This is a genomic window from Mesorhizobium sp. M0854 (genome assembly GCF_040319815.1).
GTDB lineage: Bacteria > Pseudomonadota > Alphaproteobacteria > Rhizobiales > Rhizobiaceae > Mesorhizobium.
In genome coordinates, this window is the sequence record NZ_JAMYOL010000019.1 from 1 (window position 1) to 25,742 (window position 25,742).

At 63.8% G+C, this 25,742-nt stretch carries 23 protein-coding genes and 1 pseudogene; 11 read left to right on the forward strand and 13 right to left on the reverse strand.

From position 1 onward, the window contains the following. Positions 1–191: 191 nt before the first annotated feature. Both NKH99_RS23485 and NKH99_RS23490 read right to left on the reverse strand, forming a co-directional pair. Entirely contained in the window at positions 192–971 is a 780-nt protein-coding gene (locus NKH99_RS23485; RefSeq protein WP_352774458.1) for a FadR/GntR family transcriptional regulator, read from the reverse strand. 144 nt (positions 972–1,115) lie between these two features. Further along, positions 1,116–2,105, reverse strand: coding sequence for a sugar-binding protein (locus tag NKH99_RS23490; RefSeq protein ID WP_023675805.1), 990 nt, complete (start codon positions 2,103–2,105; stop codon positions 1,116–1,118). A 426-nt stretch (positions 2,106–2,531) separates the two neighbouring features. Between NKH99_RS23490 and NKH99_RS23495 the strand changes: the two genes are divergently transcribed. From NKH99_RS23495 to NKH99_RS23545, 11 genes are all read left to right on the forward strand, one after another. After that, on the forward strand, positions 2,532–3,272 hold the full coding sequence (locus NKH99_RS23495; RefSeq protein WP_023675804.1) for an ATP-binding cassette domain-containing protein: 741 nt from the start codon (positions 2,532–2,534) through the stop codon (positions 3,270–3,272). 34 nt (positions 3,273–3,306) lie between these two features. Further along, positions 3,307–4,305, forward strand: coding sequence for an ABC transporter permease (locus NKH99_RS23500; protein ID WP_254820532.1), 999 nt, complete (start codon positions 3,307–3,309; stop codon positions 4,303–4,305). Positions 4,306–4,620: 315 nt separating this feature from the next. Continuing rightward, positions 4,621–5,448 (forward strand): AraC family transcriptional regulator, encoded by an 828-nt coding sequence (locus NKH99_RS23505; RefSeq protein ID WP_352922127.1) that lies wholly within the window; start codon positions 4,621–4,623, stop codon positions 5,446–5,448. Between the two features lie 107 nt (positions 5,449–5,555). Continuing rightward, positions 5,556–6,005, forward strand: coding sequence for an SRPBCC family protein (locus tag NKH99_RS23510; protein WP_352684795.1), 450 nt, complete (start codon positions 5,556–5,558; stop codon positions 6,003–6,005). A gap of 12 nt (positions 6,006–6,017) precedes the next feature. Then, positions 6,018–6,812 carry an FAD binding domain-containing protein gene (locus NKH99_RS23515; protein WP_352684797.1) on the forward strand — a complete coding sequence of 265 codons (795 nt, stop codon included), beginning with the start codon at positions 6,018–6,020 and terminating at the stop codon, positions 6,810–6,812. Between the two features lie 49 nt (positions 6,813–6,861). Continuing rightward, positions 6,862–7,344, forward strand: a complete 483-nt coding sequence (locus tag NKH99_RS23520) for a (2Fe-2S)-binding protein (protein ID WP_352852009.1) — start codon at positions 6,862–6,864, stop codon at positions 7,342–7,344. 13 nt (positions 7,345–7,357) lie between these two features. Continuing rightward, on the forward strand, positions 7,358–8,725 hold the full coding sequence (locus NKH99_RS23525) for a xanthine dehydrogenase family protein molybdopterin-binding subunit (RefSeq protein ID WP_352774448.1): 1,368 nt from the start codon (positions 7,358–7,360) through the stop codon (positions 8,723–8,725). A 1-nt stretch (position 8,726) separates the two neighbouring features. Further along, positions 8,727–9,731 (forward strand): xanthine dehydrogenase family protein molybdopterin-binding subunit, encoded by a 1,005-nt coding sequence (locus NKH99_RS23530; RefSeq protein ID WP_352503852.1) that lies wholly within the window; start codon positions 8,727–8,729, stop codon positions 9,729–9,731. A gap of 9 nt (positions 9,732–9,740) precedes the next feature. Then, the gene (locus NKH99_RS23535) at positions 9,741–10,637 is read left to right on the forward strand and encodes an AAA family ATPase (RefSeq protein WP_352474967.1); all 897 of its coding nucleotides are present in this window, start codon (positions 9,741–9,743) and stop codon (positions 10,635–10,637) included. A gap of 226 nt (positions 10,638–10,863) precedes the next feature. Continuing rightward, positions 10,864–12,000 (forward strand): vWA domain-containing protein, encoded by a 1,137-nt coding sequence (locus tag NKH99_RS23540; protein ID WP_353015818.1) that lies wholly within the window; start codon positions 10,864–10,866, stop codon positions 11,998–12,000. After that, the gene (locus tag NKH99_RS23545) at positions 12,000–12,887 is read left to right on the forward strand and encodes an amidohydrolase family protein (protein ID WP_353015892.1); all 888 of its coding nucleotides are present in this window, start codon (positions 12,000–12,002) and stop codon (positions 12,885–12,887) included. The genes NKH99_RS23540 and NKH99_RS23545 overlap by 1 nt, the downstream gene beginning before the upstream one ends. A 212-nt stretch (positions 12,888–13,099) precedes the next feature. Here the strand turns inward: NKH99_RS23545 and NKH99_RS23550 are convergent, their stop codons facing one another. The 11 genes and pseudogenes from NKH99_RS23550 to NKH99_RS23600 form a co-directional block, all read right to left on the reverse strand. Next, on the reverse strand, positions 13,100–13,507 hold the full coding sequence (locus NKH99_RS23550) for a carboxymuconolactone decarboxylase family protein (protein ID WP_353015819.1): 408 nt from the start codon (positions 13,505–13,507) through the stop codon (positions 13,100–13,102). Positions 13,508–13,913: 406 nt separating this feature from the next. Then, positions 13,914–15,410, reverse strand: a complete 1,497-nt coding sequence (locus NKH99_RS23555) for a sugar ABC transporter ATP-binding protein (protein WP_353015821.1) — start codon at positions 15,408–15,410, stop codon at positions 13,914–13,916. Continuing rightward, positions 15,410–16,468, reverse strand: coding sequence for an SMP-30/gluconolactonase/LRE family protein (locus NKH99_RS23560; RefSeq protein WP_353015822.1), 1,059 nt, complete (start codon positions 16,466–16,468; stop codon positions 15,410–15,412). Before NKH99_RS23560 ends, NKH99_RS23555 begins: the two co-directional genes overlap by 1 nt. Next, positions 16,465–18,588, reverse strand: coding sequence for an ABC transporter permease (locus NKH99_RS23565; protein WP_353015824.1), 2,124 nt, complete (start codon positions 18,586–18,588; stop codon positions 16,465–16,467). Before NKH99_RS23565 ends, NKH99_RS23560 begins: the two co-directional genes overlap by 4 nt. Positions 18,589–18,805: 217 nt before the next feature. Next, positions 18,806–19,831, reverse strand: a complete 1,026-nt coding sequence (locus NKH99_RS23570; RefSeq protein ID WP_352541107.1) for a sugar ABC transporter substrate-binding protein — start codon at positions 19,829–19,831, stop codon at positions 18,806–18,808. 57 nt (positions 19,832–19,888) lie between these two features. Beyond that, positions 19,889–20,875, reverse strand: coding sequence for an ABC transporter permease (locus NKH99_RS23575; RefSeq protein ID WP_352452739.1), 987 nt, complete (start codon positions 20,873–20,875; stop codon positions 19,889–19,891). A gap of 298 nt (positions 20,876–21,173) precedes the next feature. Then, a pseudogene (locus NKH99_RS23580) lies at positions 21,174–21,956 on the reverse strand (MFS transporter); the annotation flags it as partial. 226 nt (positions 21,957–22,182) lie between these two features. Further along, the gene (locus NKH99_RS23585) at positions 22,183–22,983 is read right to left on the reverse strand and encodes a 3-methyl-2-oxobutanoate hydroxymethyltransferase (RefSeq protein WP_023675787.1); all 801 of its coding nucleotides are present in this window, start codon (positions 22,981–22,983) and stop codon (positions 22,183–22,185) included. 37 nt (positions 22,984–23,020) lie between these two features. After that, positions 23,021–23,335: a MocE family 2Fe-2S type ferredoxin gene (locus NKH99_RS23590; protein WP_023675786.1), complete on the reverse strand. Its 315-nt coding sequence runs from the start codon at positions 23,333–23,335 to the stop codon at positions 23,021–23,023. 44 nt (positions 23,336–23,379) lie between these two features. After that, positions 23,380–24,468, reverse strand: a complete 1,089-nt coding sequence (locus NKH99_RS23595) for a fatty acid desaturase family protein (RefSeq protein WP_352452737.1) — start codon at positions 24,466–24,468, stop codon at positions 23,380–23,382. A gap of 91 nt (positions 24,469–24,559) precedes the next feature. Continuing rightward, positions 24,560–25,741: an aldose 1-epimerase family protein gene (locus NKH99_RS23600; protein ID WP_352686245.1), complete on the reverse strand. Its 1,182-nt coding sequence runs from the start codon at positions 25,739–25,741 to the stop codon at positions 24,560–24,562. Between the last annotated feature and the right edge of the window lies 1 nt (position 25,742).

Below are 25,742 nucleotides of genomic sequence, written 5' to 3' on the forward strand. Positions count from 1 at the left end.
GAGGTCAGCGCCAACGGAAGTCTCCCTCCCCCTTGTGGGGAGGGGTTAGGGGTGGGGGTACGTCGTAGAGCGAAAGCCTCGGCTTGCTATCTGCGATGGCCCCCTCGTGGGCGAGATGTCCGGCAGGACAGAGGGGGCGCGAAGGAATGCGAGTTTTGCAATCGTTTGGAGCAACACCGCCTGTGCAACCATCACCGCCGCGACCGGCCGATAACGTCGTCGGTGTTGGCGAGAAGCCTGTGCACCGCGGCACGGGCTGCAGCCGGCCGCTGCAGGCGGATGTTCTTCTCGATCGCCTCGTGCAGTGCCTGCGCCCGCCGCTGATCGCTGGTCTCGCGGGTGACGAACTGGAACAAATGGTCGAGCGCCGATTCGATCAGCACGCCGAGCGGCACCAGCAGATCGTTGCCCGAGGCCCGCAGGATGGCGAGATGAAACCGCGTGTCGGCGCGCGTGCGCTCCTGCAGGTTGGTCGCCTCGCCCATCTCGCGGCAGGCCTGGCTGATCTCGGCCATCTGCTCGTCGGTGCGCCGCATCGCGGCAAAGGCGCTGGCCTCCGGCTCGATGATGTGGCGGAATTCCTGCACGGTCCTGAGGAACACCTCGCGGTCCGGCGAGGTCGCGTACCAGGCCAGCACGTCGCGATCGAGCAGGTTCCAGCGTTCCTTCGGCTCGACCCAGCTGCCGATTTTCGGGCGTGACGCCAATAGGCTCTTCGCCATCAGCATTTTGATGGCTTCGCGCACCGCCGAGCGGCTGACGTCGAAGGTCTCGGACCATTTGGCTTCGTTGGGCAGGATGGTTCCCGGCGGATAGTCGCCGCGCACGATCCTCAGCCCGATTTCGTTGGCGAGCGAGGCATGCACGCTCGAGCCGGGAAAATGTGCGGCGTCCGCACGCCGAACGCCGGCCGGCCGCCCAGGCTCTGCCTTCAACTTGGCGGGTCGCTTTTTTGATGTCGCGTCCGGCATTCGTATTCCCCGGCAGCTTCTTGTCGAAAGCCTGAATCCAGGGCACGACAAAGCAGCGGCCTACGCTCCAAAGCAGCGTCGCCTCGTGCGTTTGTATGGACGATGCGTAACGGGGCGCCCGACGGGCGCCCCGAAACTGCGAACCTACTTCTGGATGCAGGTGTCGACGGTGTCCTTGGTGCATTCGTCGAGACCGGTGAACACCGGATCGGCGACCGGCTTGCCGTCGACCAGGTCGATCATCACCGAGGGCGCCTTGTAGCCCATCTCGAACGGCCGCTGGCCAACCAGCGCGGTCACCAGTCCGTCACGGGCAATCGCCACCTCGTCGCCGATCGTGTCGGCGGCGCCGATGACGAAGGCGTTGCTGGCGATCTTGTCGGCCATCGGCTTGAACAGGTCGCGGTAGGGCTGCGGAGCGCCGAACAGCGGCCAGCCGCCCATGATGCCGAAGGCATCGAGATCGGGATTGGCGGCGAGGATGTCGGTCATCGCCTGCACGCCCTTGGCGCCGTCGTCATTGGTGAATACCGGGCAGCCGGCAACTTCCGTCCAGCCGCCTTCCCCTGCCAGCGCCGCGAGGCCGTCCTTGCCCGAAAGCGCGTCACGCATGCCCTGCGCGCGGCGCAGGATGTTGTCGGCCGCCGGATTGCCTTCGATGGTGCAGATCTTGCCGCCATTCGGCTTGGCCTTCTTGATGTATTCGCCGATCTTGTGACCCATCAGGTAATTGTCGGTGCCGAGATAGGTCTTGCGCAGCGCCGCGTCTTCCTTGCTGAGGTCGGCGTCGAGGGTCATGATCGGGATCGACGGATTGGCGCTTTTGATCGTCTGCGCGATCAATGGCGCGTTCGACGGCGAAATCGCCATCGCCACTGTATCGGGCTTGCTCAGCATGTCCTGGACGATCTGGGCTTCACCGGCCTCATCCGAGGTCGACGCCGGTCCGGTGTAGAAGCACTCATATTCCGAGCTGGCGTTTTCCTTGTTCCATTTCTCGCAACCCTGGTGGATGGCCTCGAAGAATGGATTGTCGAGCCCCTTCACGACGATGACGAGCTGTTTCTTGGCCATAGCCGGCCCGGCACCCAACGCCATGACGGCGGCGGCAGCGAGCAATAGTGATTTCCTCATGTCAGTCCTCCCTTTGAAACAAACGGACACGGCGTGCCCGCCACACACAGATCGACCCGGAGCAAGATGACAGAGGACGTCGCACTCGTGTCGCCAAGCCAGGTCGATAAGCATTTTCATATTCAGTCTCAGACCGGCACCGACAGATATCGCTGGTTACCAGATCCCTGACCGACAAACCCTCACCGATTCCTTCCGGCAACCCGGTGGCTCGGCGCAAGCTCCTCCGACACTTAGCTAATATCGCCTTGTCACCGACGTCAATGCTATTTGTCCTACAAAACTGATTTTTCGAAAGAAGCCGTGGTTGACGCCAAGGAGGCTTATGCGTAAATGGGCAAAATCGCTGCTTCCGGGAGGAACTGGGGAGAGCGAATGGCCGCGGCAGAACCGCAGGCCGCAAAGCACGGGGAGGCAAGAAGGCTGGTGGCGGTTCTCGAACTCACCAACATCTCGAAGCATTTTGGCGCCATCCAGGCGGTCAACGACGTTTCGTTGTCGATCGAGGCCGGACAGGTTGTCGGCCTGATGGGCGACAACGGCGCCGGCAAGTCGACGCTGGTCAAGATGATCGCCGGCAATTTCCCGCCGAGCCATGGCACGATGCAGATGGACGGCAAGGAGCTGATCCTGCACAAGCCGGTCGAGGCGCGCCAGCACGGCATCGAAATCGTCCATCAGGACCTGGCACTGTGCAACAATCTGACGGCCGCCGCCAATGTCTATCTCGGCCGTGAATTGCGCCGCGGCCTCGGGCCGCTTCGCATCCTCGACTATGCCGCGATGTACAAGCGTGCCGGCCAGATCTTCGCCGAGCTGAAATCCGAAACGCGCCCGCGCGACCTGGTCAAACAAATGTCGGGCGGCCAGCGGCAGGCGGTGGCGATCGCCCGCACCATGCTTTCGCAGGCCAAGATCGTGCTGATGGACGAGCCGACCGCGGCGATCTCGGTGCGCCAGGTCGCCGAGGTGCTGAACCTGATCCGCCATTTGCGCGACCAGGGCATCGCCGTCGTGCTGATCAGCCACCGCATGCCCGACGTCTTTGACGTCGCCGACCGCGTCATCGTCATGCGGCGCGGCCGCAAGGTCGCCGACAAGACGATCGCATCGAGTTCGCCGGAAGAAGTCACCGGACTCATCACCGGCGCCATCGAACAGGTATGATTGACGCCTCAACCATGAGTAAAAAAGGTCGATAATGGCAGTCACCCTTGATCAGACGATCGCGCACAAGCAGCACACCTTGCTGAGCAAGGTGTTTGCCAGCCAGACCTTCTGGGTGGTGATCGCGGTCATCCTCGCCTGCCTGTTCCTGTCGGTGGCCACGGATTCCTTCGCCACGACCAAGAACCTCTACAACATCACCCGCAACGTTACCTTCGTCGCCATCGTGGCGCTCGGCATGACCTTCGTCATCATCACCGGCGGTATCGACCTGTCGGTCGGCTCGGTGCTTTGCCTGTGCTCGATGGTGCTGGCCGTCACCATGCATGCCGGCTACGGCATCGAGATCGGCATTGGCGCTGCGATCGCGACGGCGCTGATCATCGGCGCCTTCAACGGGGTTCTGATCGCCTATCTCGGCTTCCCGCCCTTCGTGGTGACGCTCGGCATGCTGTCGATTGCGCGCAGCCTAGCCATGGTCGCCTCCAACAACACCGTCGTCTTCCAGTTCGGGCCGGATCACGACAAGCTGCTGGCGCTGGGCGGCGGCGCCTGGGTGTTCGGCATCGCCAATCCGGTGCTTTACATGATCGTGCTGGCGTTGATCACCGGCTTTGTACTGCGCTGGACGAAATTCGGCCGGCACATCTTCGCCATTGGCGGCAACGAGCATGCGGCAACGCTGACCGGCGTTCCGGTGCGCCAGATCAAGGTCGTCGTCTACATGATCTCGGCACTGGCGGCTGGCCTTGCCGGCATCATCCAGACCGGCTGGCTGGGCGCGGTCACCACCAATCTCGGCAACGGCATGGAGCTTCAGGTGATCGCCGCCACCGTCATCGGCGGCGCCAACCTGGCCGGCGGCATGGGCACCGCCTTCGGCGCGGTCGTCGGCGCGGCGCTGATCGAGGTCATCCGCAACAGCCTCGGCCTGCTCGGCATCAATGCCTTCTGGCAAGGCGTGTTCATCGGCGGCGCCATCCTGCTCGCCGTGCTGTTCGACCGCATCCGCAATTTCAGGCGCAACGACTGACGTTCAAGCGCAGCCTCCCCCTTCTCCCCTTGTGGGAGAAGGTGTCGCCGAAGGCGACGGATGAGGGGTGCTCCAGTTTGGCATCGCCTCATTTCTTCCAACACCCCTCAACCGTCTCGGCGGTAGCGCGCCGATCCACCTTCTCCCACAGGGGGAGAAGGGGACGCGCTCCTATCGCCGGGTCTGATAATCCGCCGCTGCGGCGCATGGCCGGCGCCCGGACGTGCACATGCGTCTTGACGCAAGCCCGAACTGCGCCGCACAATCGCTCGCAGCAGGCGAAGGGAGGCCAGTCGCCTGCGGGAGGATATACCCATGACGGAAGCGATCAGGCTCTACTGGGGCCGGTTCGGACATGTTTCTGTCCTGAACGTCGCCAGCGACTTCGTCACCCATGCCCACGTCGAGGCGCATATCATCATCTGGCTGGAAGGCACCGCCGGCGAGATGACCATCGGCCGCGAGACGGTGCGGCTTGGACCGGGCACCGCCGCCGGCATCAATTCCTTCCAGCCGCACAGCCACGCTCTGTCCCGCGACGGCACGCCCGGCCTGTTCCTCGCCTTTTACATCGATCCGGACTGGGCTCGAAGGCGCCGCGAGCTGCCTTCCGCCGCGCCGCTGTTCTCCACTCCGGCAATCACGCTCGAGCCTTGGCTGCACAAGGCAGCGGCCAACCTTCTCGACCATCTCAGCGACAATGAGAGCATCGACGACATCGCCAATTACGAGATCGAGCGCTTCATCGACAGCGTGCTCGATGCCGCCGACGCGTCCGCACCGCAGACCGTGCGTGCCCGCGTCAGCACCATGCAGGATTTCCGCGTCCGCAAGGCGATCCAGCTGATGAAAGCCAATGTCTGCGAGCGCATCTGCTTCGACGACGTGGCGCGCAGCGTCGGCCTGTCGCGGCCGCATTTCTTCGCACTGTTCAAGGAACAGACCAATCTGACGCCCAACGTCTATTGGAACACGCTGCGCATGGAGGAAGCGGTGCGGCAGTTACAGTGGTCGCAGGAGCCGCTGATCTCGGTCGCCTGCAATCTCGGCTTCACCACGCAAGGCAATTTCTCGCGCTTCTTCCGCGACCATGTCGGCGTCCCGCCGACGCTTTACCGCGAAGCGGCGCGGGCGATCAGCTGAGCGCCCGTTTTTCAGACTATTTGATAGGCGTTCAAGACGCATTGATAAGCGCTGCCGAGCCTGCCGCCCTACCCTCCCAAGCAGCTGATTTGCAAGGGAACGATCATATGGCGAAAGTCACCATCTCCAGCGTCATCGACGCACCGGTCGAAAAGGTCTGGGCGCGCATACGCGACTTCAACGGCCTGCCGACCTGGCACCCGCGCATGGTCGAAAGCCATATCGAGGACGGCAAGGATGCCGGCACGATCGGCTGCGTGCGCAATTTCCAGCTCGCCAGCGGCGCCCGCCTGCGCGAAAAGCTGCTCGATTTCTCCGACGAGAACTTCCTCGTCAGCTACGCCATCCTGGAGACGCCGCAGCCGCTGACCAACCACAAGGCGACGCTGCAGTTGCGGCGGGTGACCGACGGCGACCGCACCTATGCCGAATGGACCGCCAGCTTCGACGCGCCCCCAGAGGAAGCCGACAAGCTGGCCGAAGGCATGGGCGCCAACGTCTTCCAGGGCGGCTTCAACGCCCTGAAGGCCCATTTTGCCGGCCAGAGCCAGGCGTAAAGGGAGCGTTCCATGACGCTTGCATTGCAGACTTTCGCGACGGTGAAGGACGCCGGCGCGGCGCTGAAAGCCGCCGGCACCCGCTACCTCGGTGGCGGCACGTTGGTCGTGCGCGCCGCCAATGAAGGCGACGTGTCGATCTCCGGTTTCGTCAGGTCGACCGAACCGGCGCTGTCGGTTATCCACATTTCCGGCGGCGAGGTCCGCATCGGCGCTTCGGTGACCATGGCGGCGATCGCCCGCCATCCGGATCTCGCCCCGCTGGCCCACGCCGCGCGCGCCGTCGGCGGCCCGGCGATCCGCAACATGGCGAGCGTCGGCGGCAATCTCTTCGCGCCAACGCCTTACGGCGATTTCACCGTTGCGCTGCTGGCTCTGGACGCAACGGTCAGCACCAGCGACGGCGAGCTGCCGATCGAGACATTCCTGGCAAGGCGCGAGAGCAATGACGCTATCGTCACCGCGGTCGGCTTCACGCTTCCGACCGAAGGCGGCTTTCGCTTCCTGAAAGTGTCGCGGGTCAAGCCAAAGGGCATTTCGGTGCTGAGCATCGCCACCGTGCTGGAACAGGCGCCGGACGGCACTGTCACGTCAGCTCGGATCGCGCTCGGCTGCATGGCCGACCGGCCGATCCGTGCCAGGGCGGCGGAGAAGGCCCTGATTGGCCGGAAACTCACCAGCGAGGGCATCGCACCGGCACTGGCCGTTGCCCGCGACGGCACTTCGCCGCCAACCGATCCGATCGCCAGCGCCTGGTATCGCAACGAAGTCCTGCCGGTCCATCTCGGCCGGCTGCTGCTCGCCTGAAAGACCGTGGCGCATATGTCCGCCTGGCTGCGGCGCAAGGAGTAAAAAGATGGCAAAGGTCCCGATTCAGTTCACGCTCAATGGTGCGGAGAAAGCCGAGTTCATCGACAGCGGCACGACGCTGCTTCATGCGTTGCGCGACAAGATCGGCGACACCTCGCCGAAGGGCGGCTGCCATCAAGGCACTTGCGGCGCCTGCTCGGTCATCATCGACGGCGAGCTCAGGCTGTCCTGCCTGACGCTGGCCGAGACCTGCAATGGCGCAACCGTCACCACCACCTCGGGACTGGCGGAAGGCGGCGTGCTGCATCCGCTGCAACGCGCTTTCCTCGATGCTTTCGCCACCCAATGCGGTTTCTGCACGCCGGGCATGATCATGGCCGCCAAGGTGCTGCTGGATCACACGCCGAACCCCAGCCGCGAGGATGTGGTCGAGGCACTGTCCGGCAATATTTGCCGCTGCACCGGCTACGAACCGATCATCCAGGCGGTGCTGAGCGCCGCGCGCTCCAATTCGCAGAACGCGGCTTGAGGGAGTCAAAAAGATGGAACTCCGCAAGAGCTACTTTGCCGACCAGCGCAAGGACGATCTGCACGAGATCGGCCAGCCGCGGCCGCGTTCGGATTCGCCCGGCCATGTCACCGGCAAGACCGCCTATTTCGCCGACCGCAATTTTCCCGGCATGCTGCACCTGAAGATGGTGCGCAGCCCGCATCATCACGCCCGCATCCGCAGCATCGATACGTCAGAGGCGGAAAAGCACCCCGGCGTCGTCAAGGTGCTGACCGCCAAGGATGTGCCGCACAATGTCTACACCATCCTGATCCTGATCCAGATCGGGCCGGAGGACGAGACGGTGCTGGCCGACGGCAAGGTGCGCTGGAAGGGCGAGGCCGTGGTGGCGGTGCTGGCCGAGACCGAGCGCGCTGCGCAGGAAGCCGCCGCCAAGGTCAAGGTCGATTACGAGGTGCTGCCGGCCGTCTTCGACATGGACGAAGCGCTGAAGCCCGGCGCGCCGATCGTCAACGAATATCACGGCCGGAATTATTACCTCTACGACAGCGGCGAATGCCGCAAGGTGCGCTTCGGCGATGTCGAGGCAGGCTTTACAGGAGCCGACCACGTGCTCGAACAGACCTACCAGTCTTCACCGATCGAGCATGCGCCGACCGAGACGACAGGCTGCATCGTCGCACCCGAGGGTAACGACCGCTTCACCTGCTACACCAACACGCAGGCGATGTTCTTCACCCTCGATAACGCCTCGATCATCCTGCAGATGCCCGGTAACAAGCTGCATTTCGTCGGCGGCACTGTCGGCGGCGGCTTTGGCGGCAAGGTCGACGTCATCGTCGAGCCGATTGCCATCCTTGGCGCCAAAATAACAGGACGACCGGTCTGTTTTATCTACAGCCGCGAGGAAGAGATGCAGATTTCCTCGCCGCGCGCCGCCGAGAAAGTCGTCATCAAGGACGGCGTCATGAACGACGGCCGCATCGTCGCGCGCAAAGTGACCGGCTACACCGACGCCGGCGCCTATTCGCGCCATTCGCCCTACGGCGCGCAGAAGGGCGCCGGGCATTATCCCGGCCCGTATACGATCCCGAATGTCTGGATCGACACCTACTGCGTCTACACCAACCGCACCCCGTCCTCGGCGATGCGTGGCTTCGGCGTCACCATTGGCGATTTCGCGCTAGAGGTACAGATGGACAAGCTCGCCCGGCTGATCGGCATGGACCCGCTCGAATTCCGTTTCATCAACGCCTATCGCGATGGCGACATGAAAGCACATCGGCAGCCGACCGAGGGTGCTGCGCTGATCGAGTGCATGCAGGAAGCCTCGCGCGCCGCCAACTGGCCGGTAGCGGAAAAATTCATGGCGATGTCGTCTTACGCGAAGGGAGCTTGAGATGGCGATCAGGCGCGGACGCGGCGTCGCCGCGATCAATTATCCGACCGGCATGAATCTCGGCGGCGACCCGACCCAGGCGCTGGTCCATTCGACGCCGACCGGCAATTTCATGGTCACGCTGTCGAGCGTCGACCTCGGCCAGGGCATGAAGCAGATCATGGCGCAGATCTGCGCCGAGACGATCGGCGTGCCGACCGACCGCGTCGTCGTCGACACCGCCGACACCGACACCGGCCCGCATTGCATGGGCACCTTCGCCTCGCGCGGCACGCACCGCGCCGGCAACGCCGTCATCCAGGCGGCCAGGGAAGCCCGCCAGGTGATGCTGGAAGTGGCGGCCGAGGAGCTGGAGGTGAATGCCTCGGACCTCGAGACCGATGGCCAGGGCAACATCCTGGTCAAGGGCGCGCCGCAGAAATCGATCTCGATCTTCGATGTCGCGCTGTCGGCGCATTTCAAGCGCGGCCGTTCGATTTCCGGCCGCGGCATGTTTTTGATCCCGCGCTCCTATCCCGAAAAGGAAACCGGCGCGATGAAGCCCTCGACCTGCTACGCGCACGCCTGCACAGTGGCCGAGGTCGAGGTCGACGACGAGACCGGCGAGGTCACCGTGCTGACCGTGAAGAACGTCTTTGAGATCGGCCGCGCGCTGAACCCGAAAATGGTCGAGCAGCAGCTCGTCGGAGGCTCGTGGATGGGCATCAGCCATGCGCTCTACGAAACGACCGAACCCTATTATCCCAATCGCGACCATGGCGGCACCGACTTCAACCAATATCTGATGCCGGGTCCTGGGGATCTCGCTCAAACCGATATCATCGTGCTGGAGAGGCCCTCGGCGGACGGGCCGTATGGCGCCAAGGGGCCGGGCGAAATGTGCGCCAACCCGCAGATCCCGGCGGTCGCCAATGCCGTCTTCGACGCCGTCGGTGTGCGCATCGATACACTGCCGATCACGCCGGAGCGCATTCTGCGGGCGCTGAAGGCGCAAGCCCCGAACTGAGTGCCGGAAATGCCCAAGAGAAGCGCCCGGACTTCAAGCGCAGAGACAGTCGCGACCTCGCCGGAGGCGGTGGCGTCCCGGCTCGCCACCTCGCGCTATCTCGCCGATGAAAGCCTGGCCACCGCAATCTTCCTGGCAATCAGGCTGGGTAAGCCGCTGCTGCTCGAAGGCGCGCCCGGCGTCGGCAAGACCGAAGCGGCGAAGGCGATAGCCGAACTGCTCGGGCGCGATCTGGTGCGGCTGCAATGCTATGAAGGCATCGACGCCGCACATGCGCTATACGAGTGGAACTACCAGCGCCAGCTGCTCGCCATCCGCCATGCCGGCGAGCACGAGGTCGACATCTATGACGACCGTTTCCTGATCGCGCGGCCGCTGCTGCAGGTGCTGAAGGCGCCGGAAAAGCGCGTGCTGCTGGTCGACGAAATCGACCGCTCCGACCATGAATTCGAAGCGCTGCTGTTGGAATTCCTGTCCGATTTCCAAATCAGTATTCCCGAGCGCGGCACCATTCGCGCGACGGCGCAGCCGATCGTCATCCTGACCTCGAACCGCACCCGTGAACTGGCAGAAGCGCTGCGGCGGCGCTGCGTCTATCACTGGATCACCTATCCCGACGCCATTCGCGAGGCCGAGATCATCATGCTGCGCGCCGGCGACGTCGCCGAGGCCACGGCCCGCGCCGTGGCTTCCGCCGTGCGCGACATCCGCGCGCGTCCGCTGGCCAAGCCGCCAGGCATCGCCGAGGCGGTCGAATGGGCCAACGCCGCCACCATCCTCGAAAAGGGCGGCAGCCCCTGGCCGGAAGCCTTCCGCCGCGCCATCGGCGTGCTGATCAAGGACGAGGAGGACCTTTCCTGCATCGCGCCCGAGCTCGGCAAGATTGTCGAGGAGGCGCTGGCGTGATGCACGATCGAAGCGCGCTAGCGCGATACCCCAGGGCTAGTGCGCGACGCTGGCGGGACAGCGCTCCCTTCTGTCCTGCCGGACATCTCCCCCTCAAGGGGGGAGATTGGCAGCTTGGGCGCTCCGCTCAATTCTGCAACGTTGAAGATTGGCGAAAGCCGGCGAGATGTCTGATCTCCCCCCTTGAGGGGGAGATGTCCGGCAGGACAGAGGGGGGCGCGAAGGAATGATGCGTCCGGAAAGCTTGCCCCGTGCGACCACGCCGTTCCTCGGCTTCGCCCGGCTGCTCCGCCGCTATGGCTTTGCTGTCACGCCGGAGCAGGTCTCCGGCTTCATGCAGGCAGTAACCCTGCTCGGCCCACGTTCGATGGCCGACATCCACGAGGCGGCCCTTGCCACGCTGGCGCCGCCGCCCGACCGCCGCGACGAATTCGAGGCGCATTTCCGGAGCCATTTCTATGGGGATGCCGCGGCGCTGGTCGAAGGCGAGGCCGACGAGGAAACCCGCATCAAGGACGATGGTGCAACGGGCGAAGAAGAAATCGAAGTGGTCCGCCAGGAGCAAGGCGGCGAACTGTCTTCGGCCAGCGAACAGTTGAGCGTCCGCGAGTTCCATCGCGACAGCGACGGGCTTGCCGCCTTCCGCCGCAAGCTCGCCACCGCTTTGCCCGCGCGCCGCTCCTTCCGCACCGTACGCACCCATGCGCGCGGCAAGCTCGATCTGCGCCGTTCGCTTAGGGAGATCGTCAGCGCCGACGGCGATATCCCCTCGCCGCTGCTGCGCCGGCGGCAGGCGGTGCCGCGCAAGCTTCTCATCCTCATCGATGTATCCGGCTCGATGAAACTCTACACATCAGACTATCTCAAGCTGGCGCATGCGGCGGTGCAAGGCGCCGACCGGGCGGAGGTCTTCACTTTCGGCACACGGCTGACCCGCATCACCTCGCCGCTGCGCATTCGCGACCGCGACCAGGCGCTGGCCCGCGCCGCTGCCCAGGTCGACGACTGGGACGGCGGCACCCGTATGGGACCGACGCTGCTCGCGTTTCTATCGGTGCCGCGCTTCTCCGCCTTTGCACGCGGGGCGGCGATCGTCATCCTGTCGGATGCGCTGGAGCGCGGCGATCATGCCGAGCTGGAGACGGCGATGCGCCGGCTGAGCGCCCGCGCCTTTCGGCTTTCGCTGGCGACGCCGTTGGCCGGCGATCCGCGCTTCCGGCCGGCCACGGCAGCACTTCGCGCCATCCTGCCGGTGCTCGACGACCTGGTCGACGGCTCGTCCATCGCGGGCGTCACCGAGTTCATCCTGTCGCTCGCCCGCCCCGCCCCGGCGGCCGCGGCAATCTGGAAGAGGGTTTCGTGATGCAGAAGGCGATCGACGCGCATTTCCACATCTGGCGCCAAAAGGACCAGCCATGGCTGGTCGGGCCGATGGTGCCGCGCATCTTTGGCCCTTACGAGCCGATCCGCCGCGACTATCCGATCGAGGAATTCCTCGCCGACGAGCAAGGCTCGGGCGTCGAGAAGGCGGTCTATGTCCAGACCAACTGGGCCAAGGAGGATTTCGAGAACGAGGTCGCGTTCCTGCAGAAGACCGCGGAAGAAACCGGCTGGCCGCACGCCATCGTCGGCTATGCCGACATGACCGTGGACGACGTGCGTTCCCAGATCGACCGGCTGATCAAGTATCCGCTGCTGCGCGGCGTGCGCACGCAGCTGCACTGGCACCAAACGCCGGCCTTCCGCTTCGCCGCCTCGGCCGATCAGGTCATCGACCCGAAGGTGCGGGCCAATGTCGCGCGGCTCAAGCATTACGGCCTGTCCTTCGACCTGCAGCTTTTCCCCGCCCAGATGAAGGATGGGCTGACGCTCGTCGGCGAGAACCCCGAGACCAATTTCATCCTCACCCATGCCGGCATGCTGACCGACATGGAGCCCGAAACCACCGAGGCCTGGAAGGCAGGCCTGCGCACGCTGTCAGCGGCGCCCAACCTCTATGCAAAGCTGTCCGGCCTCGGCACCTTCGTCCACCACAACGACCCGGCGCTGATCGGCTATATCGTCGACAACACCATCGACATCCTCGGCAGCGACCACCTGATGTTCGGCTCGAACTTCCCGATCGAGAAGCTGTGGACCAGCCACGCCGAGCTGATCAGGGCGCACCGGGAGGCGGTGGCGAAACACGGCGCGGCGGCCGAGGCCGATATTTTCTGGAACACGGCGGAGAAGGTTTATCGGCCGGTGTAGCGCGCGTCCCTTCTCCCCTTGTGGGAGAATGTGGATCGGCGCGTAGCGCCGAGACGGATGAGGGTGCTGGAAGAAACTAGGCGGAGAAAATCCCAGCGATTTGAAGCACTTACGTCTCCAAGGCCGCGATCCGTCCAGCACCCCTCATCCGACCGAGCTTCGCTCGGCCACCTTCTCCCACAAGGGGAGAAGGGAAGGCGCCGCGCCTCACCTCATCGCACCTCGAACTGCGGATCGACCGGGATCTGCAGCGCGGTGACCATCTGGTTGGTCTGCCCGGCCAGCCCGATGATCGAGACCAGCTCGCCATGCTGCGCGTCGGTCATGCCCTTGGCGCGGGCGGCAGCCGTATGCGAATGGACGCAATAGGAGCAGCCATTGGCGGTCGAGACGGCGATGTAGATCATCTCCTTGGTCAGCGGATCGATGGCGCTGTCGGCGACCATCACCGCCTTGAGCTGTTCCCAGACCCGCTTCAGCGACGCCGGATCATTGGCCAGCCCGCGCCAGAAATTGTTGACGAAGTCGGATTTGCGCGTCGCGCGGATGTCGTCGAATACCGCCTTGACCGCCGGGATTTTTTCCACCTCGGCATCGCTCAGAAGTTTCGTCGTGGCCATGGCTTGGTCCTTTCGTTTGGATCGTTACGCGAGGTCGTTGAATCAGGTCGGGAGAAAAGGCGGCTAACCGCCTTGGATGAATCAGCAATTGACGCGCTGAGGCAAGACCGTAAGGCTGGCCGAGGCCCCTCACCTTCGTCATCCCTGGGCGAAGCAGGAGCAAAGCTCCGTCGCGGAGACCCTGGGATCCATCCCGGGACCTTAGCCGAAGGGTGCAGCGGAGCAGGATGCTGCACCGCTGCAGCGCTCTGATGTAGCGGCATGGATCCTGGGGGTCTGCGCCGCGTCGCTTCGCTCCTTGCTTCGCCCCAGGATGACAAAACGACGGGCGCCTCGGCCAATCTCCAAAGTGTACGATCCGCCGGCGCAAAAACCGTCCAAATGTCGACCTTCCGCGCCCGGGAACCTAATGCACCGCCGCGTACATGATCTTCTCCTCCGTCGCCTCGGCAGGCGAGAACTCCTCGACGATGCGGCCTTGCCGGCAGACCAGGATGCGGTCGGACAGGTTCATGATCTCCGGCAGGTAGGACGAGATGACGACGACGGCCAGGCCCTCATCGGCCAGCCGGTTGATGATCTGGTGGATCTCGGCGATGGCGCCGACATCGACGCCGCGCGTCGGTTCGTCGAAGATGACGATGCGCGGCTTTTGCACCAGCCCCTTGCCGATCACCACCTTCTGCTGGTTGCCTCCGGAAAGCTCGATCACGCGCGCATTATCGTTGATCGCCTTGACGTTCAGCGTCCTGGTCCATTCGGCAGACAGCGCCCGCATCTCCTGCGCGTTGATTACCCAGCTCTTTTCCCGCCCCGCCGCCAAAAAGCCGCCGAACAGGTTCTCGGCGACGTCCATCGTCTCGAAAATCCCCTCGCTCTTGCGATCTTCGGTGACATAGACGATGCCGTCCGCCACCGCCTCGCTCGGCACGAGATAGCGCACCGGCCGGTCGTCCAGCTCGATGGTGCCGCCGCGCAGGAAGTCGCGCTTGTAGATGCCGGAGACGATCTTGAATGTCTCGGTGCGGCCCGAGCCGATCAGCCCGAACACGCCGGTGATCTGGCCCTCGAAGATCGAGAAGGAATTGTTGCGCACGACATTGCTCATCGAGATGTCCTGTACCGACAGCACCTTCCTGCCGGCCCTGCGCAGCCTGGCCTCGTCGCGCTGGCTGTAGAGCTGTCCCGACAGCGTGCGCCCGACCATGGCGGCGACGATCCTGTCGCGATCGAAAGCGGCGGTATCGTCGGTGATCACCAGCTCGCCGTCGCGCAGGATGGTGATGCGGTCGGCGATATCAAGCGCCTCTTCGAGCGCATGGCTGATGAAGACGATCGACACACCCCTTCCCTTGAGCCGGCGGATCAGTGCGAAGAAGTGCCGCTTCTCCTCAGGCGTCAGCGTCGCCGTCGGCTCGTCGAAGATGATGATCTCGGCATTGTGGTGGACGGCGCGTGCAATTTCGACCATCTGCCGCTTGGCGGCGCCCAGCGTCGCTACCATGGCATTGGGGTCGACGGGAAAATTCAGCGACTGCAGGAACTGCTGCGCCGAGATGTAGGTGCCGCGCAGCCGGTTGAGAAAGCGCTCGGTGCCGAGATAGAGGTTCTGCGCCACCGTCATCGACGGCACCAGGCTGGTCTCCTGGAACACCATGGCGATGCCGGCTTCAAGTGCCGCATGCGGCGAGGCGTAGGCGATCTCCTGCCCCTTGTGGAACATCTTTCCCGATGTCGCGTCGACGACGCCGGCGATGATCTTGGTCAGCGTCGATTTTCCAGCACCATTCTCGCCGAGCAGCGCGTGGATCTCGCCTTTGCGCAGTTCGAAGCTGACATTCTTCACCGCGGGCACGCCGCGATAGGTCTTGGTCACGTTCTCCAGTCGGACGATCGGTTCCATCAGCGATGCCCTCCTGAAGCCAGATCAATGGCCAGCAGGCAATCGCCGCCTTTCGAGGCAATGAAAAGGCGACCGTCTGTCTCCGCCACGCTGCAGATGCCGTGGCGTGTGCCGTTGGCGCGGCTGTGCAGGCTGAATTGCGGCCGCATCTCCCGATCGAGCCTGACCACCAGCCCGTAGGAGCGGCTCGGCGACCACGGCTTGTGGATGCCCATGGTGCGGATGCCGCCGCATTGCAGCGGCTCGAGGAAGCTGCGGTTGGAGGCGAGTGCCGGCGCGATCCAGTGTTGCGGCGACACTTGCGCCAGCATGTCGTTCCGATAGTGCGTTTCCTGCAGCACGAATTCGATCAGACGGTTGCGGGGCGCAAACAGCGCCAGCCAGGCACCGCCATCGGCGGCGGGCGATAGCCGCGCGGGATAGCCGGGCAGATGCGCCAGCGTGGTCGAGCGGCTGCCTGTCGCGCTGTCGAAGCGGACAAGTTGGTGCCGCCAGCTCTCGCTGACCAGCACATCCTTGCCGGCAGGATGCAGCCCATAGGGAAAGGCGATGTCACCGGCGAGCTTGCGGAATTCGCTGCCTGCCGGATCGCGCTTCCACAGCGAACCCGACGCACCCTTCTTCATCAGATCGGCGGCCCATTGCGACGGCGCGTGTTCGGCCGAGCCATTGGCCAGCCAAAGCGTGCCATCTTCTGCGTATGCGAGTGCCGTTATGCAGCGGATCTCGGCCGGCAGGGCGGCCTCCTTGCCTGCAATCAGCAGCCTGCCGCTTTCGAGCCCGACCGTCAGTTCGCCGGCGGGCGAGCGCGCGAGCGCGATGACGGCGGCCGGAAATGTCTCGACCAGAACAGGCGCGTCACCGGCGGCGACCGTGTAGATGGCATTGCCGCTGGAAACCAGCAGCCGGCCGTCGGCGACCAGCAGATTATCGGGCTCTAGCAGTTCGGCGAAGGCCGCAACATCGTCCAGCAGCGTGTTCGGCCTGAAGGCACCGTCAAGCGGTGGGATCGTAACCGCCTTGCCGCGGAAGATGTCGAGGATCGGGTCCAGCATCATGCCTTCGCCCCCCAGTAGGAAGCGGGGCTGGTCCAGTTCGGGTCGGCGCCGGCAATCCTGTAGCGGCCGATGCGGTTGTTGAGGATGCCGCCGACGAACAGAAAACCCTTGTGCTCGCGCATCGAAGTCACCATCGGATGCGCGGCGCCCGACAGGTCGCCCATCGCCTCGACGATGCCGCCCTTCTCGTTGAATTTTACCACACCGCCGGTGTTGATGTTGGGGAACAGCCATTCGTCCTGCGGCAGCCGGCGCGTCATGCGCTTGCGCATGTCGGGATGGCGCAGCGACAGGTCGAAGCTCGGCGTGCGCATGCCGAGCCAGGCCATCCAGTAATTGCCGTCGGAGGCACGGTTGATGTTGTCGGGGTAGCCAGGCATGTCGCGGATGACGCATTCGGCAACGCCCGCCTTCGGCCCTTCCAGCCAGTAGCGGTGCACGCGGCAGGCCCAGCTCTCGGCGAAGAACAGCGACTTGCCGTCATGCGCCATGCACACGCCATTGGTGTAACGGTAGCCGTCGAGCAATGTCTTGGTCGAACCGTCCTTCGGGTCATAGACTAGCAGCCGCCCGGTGGCGCGGTTCTCGATCGAATCCAGCGCCCAGTCGTGCGCGTCATAGCGCTTGGTGGAATCGGTGAAATAGATGCGGCCGTCCGGCGCGATGTCGCAATCATTGGGGTCGCGCAGCCGCGCATCGTCGACGATCGAGGTCCAGGAGCGCGACGTTTCCGCCGAAAGCCGCTTCACCTCGCGCTGCGGCGAGACCGAATAGAGGCCCATCGCGCCAACACAGCTGATCAGATTGCCTGTCTTGTCGAAGGCCAGGCCGAGTGGAAAGCCGCCAATATGGGCAAAGACCTCCGAGCGTTTGTAGTCCGGTGCGAAGAAGCGGACGATCTCGCCATGCCTGGTGCCGCAATAGAGATGATCGTCGCGGTCGAGGATGACGTCTTCCGGGCCTTCCAGCTCGCCGAGCCCGATATGGTCAGCCTCCGACAGCCGGTTGTCGAGTTCGTAAGGCGTGCCGGAGCCCGGTGCCGCCGACTGCGTTGCCCCCATCTTCAGGTAGACCGGTGCGACATAGACCTCGTCCAGAACCTTGTGGCGGTTCTTCAGCCAGCGAATGTCGATGGTGACGGCGACGGCCAGCATGATGCCCAGTACCATCTGGTTGGTGCCGGTACCATAGCCCAGCCGGATCAGCCCGTTGGTCATCGTCAGCACGATGATCGCGCCCATCAGCCCCTTGATCACCGAACCGCGACCGCCGCCCAGGCTGACGCCGCCGACGACCGCCGCTGTCAGTGCCATGACCTCGAGGTTGAGGCCTGTGCCCGGCCCTGCCCCGCTCAGCCGGCAGGCGATGAGGAAGCCGCCGAGCGAGGCGCAGAAGCCGGAGAACACATAGGTCATGAACACGGTGCGACGTACGCGGATGCCGGCATTGTGAGCCGATCGCCGCGACCCGCCCACCGCCTGCACATGCCAGCCGGGCCGCGAGCGCGTCAGCGCGACATGCGTAATAATCGCCAGGATAATCGCCGCCCACACTGCGACCGACAGGCCCCAGAAGGTATCGTCGCCGATGAAGTCCAGCACATCCGATGTGGCATCGGAAAGCTGGACGTCGGCGGCATAGGTGGTGACCAGTATGTCGAACAGCGCCCGCCCGAAGATGAAGGTGACCAGTGTCGTCAGGAAAGCGCGCAGCCTGAAATAGCCGATCAGGTAACCGTTGATCGCGCCGAACAGCAGGCCGGTGGCGATCGAGGCGACCAGCGCCAGCCACACCGATTGTTCGAGGATGAAGAAGACGAAGACGGCGGAAAAGCAGGACAGCGCGAAGATCGAGCCGACCGAAAGGTCGATGCCGCCGCCAAGCATGACCACCGTCATGCCGGTGACGACCAGCGAGAACTCGCCGAGCTGGCGGGTCGATTCCTGTAGCGACATCGGCTTGAAGAAGCCGGGAATGATCGAACCGAACACGCCGAGCGTCGCCACCAGCGCCAGGAACGGAATGGCGTTGTCGGTCCAGCGTTTGCTCAATATCTCGCCGACGAGATGGTCGGGCACGAGATTGTAGCGCCAGGACTGGAGGCGTTCGCGAAAGGACATCGGTTGCTGCTATTCGAGAGAAAAGGGAAAAAGGGGCCGGGCTATCCGCAGAACAATCGCCTCAGGTTTGCGCTGCCCCTCACCCTTACCCTCTCCCCGTATAGAGACGGGGAGAGGGGGTCGCCAGCGTTGGAGCGTATCCCTTCTCTCCGTCACTATACGGGGAGAAGGTGCCGGCAGGCGGATGAGGGGCAGCGCGAAGCTCAGGAAAGCCGGCCTACTTGGCCGCAGCTTCGGCTTGCAGTGCTTTCAAATCCCAGCAGCTGTCCGGCTTGAGGTCGGCCTTGGTCGTCGCCTTCTCCAGCGTGTAGATGTAGGTGTGCGAGGTGCCGGCCGGCTGGCCGCTCTGCAACAGGAATTTTATGACGGCGTTCATGTCACCCGACTGGCGGGCAAGGTCGGTCATCACCACCGCGCCATAGGTGCCGTCCTGCAGCTTGTCGCAGTCGGCGGTTTTCTCGCCGCCACCGGTGGTGACCAGGAACACCTTGCCCTCGAGCTTGGCATCGCGGATCGCAGCCGATGCGCCGGTCGCGTCACCATCCCAGAAATCGATGATGGCGCAGATGTCGGGGTTCTGCTGCAGCATTGTCGTCGTCACGTTGCGCGAGGTCGTCGCATCCCAGTTGGAGTCCGGCTTGGCCACGACCTTGAAGTCCGGGTTCTTGTCCAGCACCTTCATGATGCCGGCATACTGGTAGAGGCTCGATGAGTTGGCCTGGTCGCCCTGCACCAGCCCGATCTTCTTGGAGGAGTTCGGCCCACAACCCTTGATCGCCGCTTCGGCTTCCAACTGGCCGAGGCGATCCCAGTCGCTGCCGACAAAGGCATCGGCCGGGAAGTTCGCCGGATTGTCGACCAAAAGCACATAGGTGCCGGCCGCCTGCGCCTTCTTCATCAGCTTGGCATAGGAATTGAGGTCCGGCGAATGGATGATCAGCACGTCCGGCCTGGCGTCCGACGAGATTGCGTCGGTTATCGCCTGCGCACCGGCATCGACCACCCAGTTCGGGTCACGCGTCTCGAACACGCCGCCCCAGGCCTCGACCTCCGTCTTCAGGTAATGCGCCCAGCCCTGTGCCAGGTCGAAGCCCATCGCCATCGGCACCAGCATCACACGCTTGCCCTTGAGCGCTTGCGAATAGGCGGCCGGACCTGGATCTTCGGCGGCGAAGCCTGGCGCCACGAAGGCGGAGACGGCAAGCGCTGCCGCGGCAGCCATAAATGTCCTGATGATTTTCATGTCACATCCTCTGGTTTGGTATGTCGTTCGCGGCCGGCCCCAACCGTTCGCGTCAGTCTAAATGTCGCCCTGCTGCGCGGTCTGCTCATCGCGCGGATTGATGAACCCATCAACGATGATCGCCGCCAGCAGGATCGCGGCCTTGATCAGGTTCTGATAGAGCAGCGGAATATCGATGATGGTCATGGCGTTGAGCAGGATGCCGATCAGCGCGGCACCCACCAGCACGTTGCGCACCCCGCCCCGCCCGCCAGACAGACCGATGCCGCCGATCACCGCCACCAGCACGATGTCGTAGAGCAGCGTGGAATTGACGATGCGGGTGTTGATCGAATGCAGGCTGGCGGCGGTGAGCAGGCCCGCCACCAGCGAGACCAGGGCCGACAGCACGTAGCGCAGCACCAGCATCGGGCGCACTGGAATGCCGATGTTGCGCGCCGCGACCGGGTTGTCGCCGGCGAAATAGACGTAGCGGCCCCATTTGGTGTAGCGCAAGAACAGGAAGAAGGCGAAAGCCAGCCCGGCGAAGACAAACACCTCGACCGGGATGTCGAGGAAACGCAGCCCGCCCAGAAGCTCGACCCAATGGCCGGGCGGCACCGGCACGGCGTCCTGCGTGATCAATTGTGAACGCACATAGCCGAAGACGAAGGACGCGGTCGCCAGCGTCACGAAGATCGCCGGAACCTCGGCGTAGGCGACCAGGATTCCGTTCAACAGCCCGATGGCGAGAACACCGGCGAGCACATAGGCGAAGGCCAGCCCGTCGGGCATCCCCGAATTCAGCAGTTGCAGATACCACGCGACCGACATCGCCATGATCGCCACCGCCGACAGGTCGATGCCCCTGCCGATGATGACGACCGCCATGCCGAGCGCCAATATGCCCAGCACCGAGACCGAGCGCACGATGGCAACGAGATTGTTCGAATTGATAAACCCGGGCAGTCCGATGGCGGCGGCAATGAACAGCACAACCGCGATGGCAAAGACAATGCCCTCCTGGTTAAGGCTTCTCCAGTTTAGCCAGCCGGTCGCGTTCATTGCCCGCTTTCACCCGCGATGGCTACGCCCTGCTCCCTCTGCGGCCATCGGAACGAAAGCTAATCGGCTCAAGACCAATTCGTCAAATGAATCCGCGCATTGCAGGCCGGCTTGCGAGGAAATTCCGCGCTTGGATGCACCGATTGGCGAGGCTGGCGCAATGCCGGGAACTCAAGCTGTTTTGCAATTGATCGCGCCGATCGAAGCGCCGGCAAAGGTTTGCTCCGGAACGAGCGAAGCAGGCATAATTTATGTCCGCGATTGCCGCTGGATTCCTGCGTCAAATCCGCAATTGGTTGGCGCGTTGCAGATGCCGCACCGCCAGCCAGCCGACCAAAATGCCCGTGCCGAGCAGTGCCACGGTCGGCAACACACCCTCTTCCGGATGCGCGATGCGCTCGAGGCCATAGAGCATCGCGGCGAGCCCCACCGAGGTCAGCAGGAAGCCCGGCCAGTCGAGCGGCTTGGCTCCGGCTTCGCGGTCCCCAGGAATAAAGCGGGCGACCAGCGCCAAACCGGCAACCCCAAGCGGAATGTTGATGAAGAAATTCCAGTGCCAGGAGAGATAAGTGGTGATGAAGCCGCCAAGCACCGGCCCGACCACCGGCGCAAACAGCGCCGGCCAGGTGATCAGCGCCGTGGCGTTGAGAAGCTCGGGTTTCGGCGCATTGCGCAGCACCAGGATGCGGCCGACCGGCGTCATCAGTGCGCTGCCCAGGCCCTGAACCGCGCGTGCGGCGACGAACTCGGCCAGATTCTGTGAGATGCCGCAAACGAGCGAGGCCAATGTGAACAGGGCGATCGCCACGAGGAAGATGTTGCGCGCGCCAAAACGGTCGGCAAGCCAGCCGGACAGCGGCACGAACACCGCCATGGTCAGCATATAGACGGTGATGCCGATGCTCATCGCCACCGCCGGCACGCCCAAGGATTCTCCCATCTGCGGCAGCGATGTCGAGATGATGGTCGAATCCAGAAGCTGCATGAAGAAGGCGACGGCGACGATCAGCGCCACCCGCCGGGCTTGCCGCGCCGCCGGCGCGGTTTCGGGCAAGGCTTTGTTTTCGGGAATGGCGGTCATGCACAGAACTGTCCGAAGGGGAATTTTCACCCGCTCCATCGGCAATCGCACAATTGTCCGACAAACCGATGACGCACCGGTTTCAACAGCATCTGGCCGGTGCCGTCCAGACAGGGTTCAACAAACTTTCGTGTGGCATCGCAGCCGGCCATGCGATGACCTGGCGCTGGCGCCGAACCGGCCTTTTACGATCCGCGATGACGCTTTGTGCCGCTGCCGGGGCGTCTTATGCGGCTTCGATCTTCTCCAGGAACAGGCTGAGCTGGTCCGGGTCCATGTGCACGACGTGCCTGTCTTCGGGATAGGCCAGGCTGTTCACATCGGCGACATATTCGGAGAAGGCAGCGATTCGTTCGGCCTGCAGGCGATCGTATTCGGCGGCGAAATTGCGATAGACCTTGGAATGGCGCGGCATGTGGCCACGGTTCTGGCCGAGGATGTCGTCGGCGAACAGATACTGCGCGTCACAGCCGGTGCCCGCTCCCATCGACAGCATGATCAGCGACGTGCGTTCCGAAATCGCCTTGGCCACCTCGACCGGCACCACCTCGATCTCGGCGCCGATCGCGCCGGCGGCCTCCAGTTGCTTCACCGCCTCGAACACCTGCATGGCGGTATCGGCGGTCTTGCCGACAGCCTTGAAGCCGCCCGTCCAGGTGGCGCGTGACGGGATGAGGCCGACATGGCCGATCACCGGAATGGCGTCGTCGGCCATCCGCTTGATGGTGGCGTACCCGGCGCTGCAATAGACCGCATCGGCGCTGGCCTTGTAGAGCCGGAACGCCCAGCGGACGAAATCATCGGCGGTGCCGATTTCGAAGAAATTCTCGCCCGGCATGGTGAACAGGCTGGGTGCCGCATCGCGGTATTGCGGATTGAGTACCAGCTCCGGCGGCACCGAGACGATATCGACGCCGGCGCGTTCGGCGGCCTCGGCCTCGTCCATCGTCAGCACGCGCAGCATCGTCAGCTGCCGCTTGCCCTTCATGGCACGCAGATCTGCGACGGTCGGTCTTTTCCGGCTCATGGATTTTGGTCCCCTTTGCTACGTGACAGAAGGCCGGTCAGGCGATCTGGATCATCACCTTGCCAGCTTCGACCTTGACTGGATAGGTCGCGAGATTGACGCAAACGGGAGCGCCCTTCGCCTGCCCGGTCTTATAATTGAAGCGGCCATTGTGCTTGGGGCATTCGATGATGTCGTCCATCACAAGCCCATCGGCCAGATGCGCCTTCTCATGCGTACAAAACCCATCGGTGGCGAAGAATTCATCGTCCGGCGAACGGTAGATCGCGAAGGTGCGGCCGCCATGGTCGAAGCGGATGACATCTTCCTCTTCGACATCGTCCACGGCGCACGCTTCGACCCAATCGGCCATCTCTATCTCTCCTGAAATTTCTGCGTTGCGCTTGTGCGCAGTACCTACTCAGCCGCTGCCGACATGTTCACTTCGTGGAATTCGCCACGATAGGGCCGTGCGGTTGGCGGCAGTTCGCGCTTGAGGAAATAATCCTCGTATTTGAGCTGCCTGAGCAGGACAGGCCAGACCTCGCGATAGGCATGCCATATCGACGGGTTCGGCTCCGGCAGATCGTGCTTGATCAATTCATGCAGCCTGGGCAGCGCGTGATAGGGCACCATCGGAAACATGTGGTGCTCGACGTGGTAGTTCATGTTCCAGTAGATGAACCGGCTGATCGGGTTCATGTACACGGTACGGGTGTTGAGCCGGTGATCGACGACGTTGTCGGCCAGACCGATGTGCTGCAGCAGGCCGGTCATCACCATGTGCCAGGTGCCGTAGAGGCGCGGCACGCCGATGAGCACCACCGGCACCCACGACTGCATGAAAAGGGCGAGTGCTATTGTGGCGATGTAGATGGCAATATGCCAGCGCGCCGCGATGACGGCCTTGTGCTGTTCCATCTCGGGAACGTAGCTTTTCTCGTCGGGCGTCAGCTTGCCGAACGCCTGGCGTACCAGTGCCGGAAGCGAATAGCGAAAATCGAGGATGCCGGTGAAAGCCAGCGCCGCACGCAAAAGGTCCGGCGGGCGCATCACGGCGATCTCGGCGTCGCGGCCGACGATGATGGTATCGGTGTGGTGACGGGCATGGCTCCAGCGCCAGGTCACCGGGTTGCGCATCAGCATGAAGCTGGCGATCTGGTAGACGACATCGTTCATCCAGCGCGTGCGGAAGGCAGTGCCATGGCCGCATTCGTGCCAGCGCGAGTCGCTGGACGAGCCGTAGAGCACGCCGTAGACGAAGAAGAACGGCACGCACCACCAGGTACCCCAGAAATAGATGGCGCCGGCGGCCGAGCCGAGGATGGCGACGATCCAGATGATCGTGTCGCGGATCGCCGGGCCGTCTGAGCGCTGCATCAACTCCTTGATCGCCTTGCGGGGAACATCCGTGTGGTACCACTCCGCCGAGGCAAGCCCGGTTTCGATCGCCCTGCGCGTGCTTTCGCCGACCAGGCTGTAATCGCGCTTTACCGTGCCAGCCATTGTGACCTCCAATTCCCGATCGGCCGCGAGCCCTCCCCGCTCCAGCCGGAACCAGCCTCCCAACTGGTGTCCCGTATCGTCGTCGCCATTATCACGACCTGCCTCCAAGAACAGGAAAACGGCCCGACGGCTGGGGATAATCCTGCTGCGGCTGCCTGGCGATTGCAGCGATCCGGCTTTCGGCGGCGGCGATCTCGCCGGCGCCGTCGAGGACCCGGAACGCCGCATCGTAGGAGCGGCTCTCGCCATGCTCCAGCCAGATCATCTCGCCGCGTTCGCGCGCCGCCAGATTGCCCAGCACATGATGCGTCGACGGCTCGATGCCCAGCGCGTACTGCCCGGCCTGGAAATTCTGCCATTCATAGGCGCAAGGCAACTGGTCCTTGCGCGTGACCACCTCGAAGCCAAGGCCGAGCCTGTCGTTGACCACCGCCACCGGGACTTCGCCGGTGCTGTCGGCGCCGAGTTCATGCTGCCAGACCTGTTCCTTGAATCCCGGTTGCGGCGCCGGCACCGTGCGGTAGCCGACCTTCTGCGCTTCATAGCGCTCGCCGGCATGCCCGGCCCAGACGACGTCGCGGATCGGCGCCAGGTAGCGCGATCCCTCGTCGAGCACCGGATGACTGACATTGATGTGGTAGAAATACATATGCGGCGTACGGTTGAAACCGTGATTGACGACACGGTCCGAAAGCCGGATCTCGTTGCCGCCGACATCGGCCTCGATCCGCCGCAGCAGGTGCAGATCCTCGCCGAATACAGTCGATTGCTGGACGATGCCTTCGGCCCACAACACGCAGCGGTCGCCGTCCCAGGTCTCGCCATAGCCGGTCAGCCGCGCTGGAATGGTGCTGACACGGCCGTGCAGCGAATGGCGTACCGTCTTCTTCGGCGGGTAGTTGTAGGTGTCGGCGGGTACCTCGTTCATGAACAATATATGGTCGAGGCCGCAGGTCAGCAGAAGGCCGGAAAACGACCGCGCCCACGCCAATCCCTCCTCGCCTTCATATTCGTGCAGGCCGGGATGGCGAAAACCGCTCGGCGAGTGCCAGCCGATCGCCTGGCCCCTGAAGTCGCAATCGGCGATATCGAGCGCCCGATCGACCAGCGCGGTGAAGCGCAGGCCGGAGCCGGTGCGGAATTCGAGCATGCGGATGCCGCGCTCGACGCCGTCGCCAAGCGTCATCAGCCGCACGCCGGCGAACTGCGACAGCATGCCCGAGCGTTCCGAGACCTGCCGGCGCGACAGCGTCTTGCCGTAAAGCTCTACCATG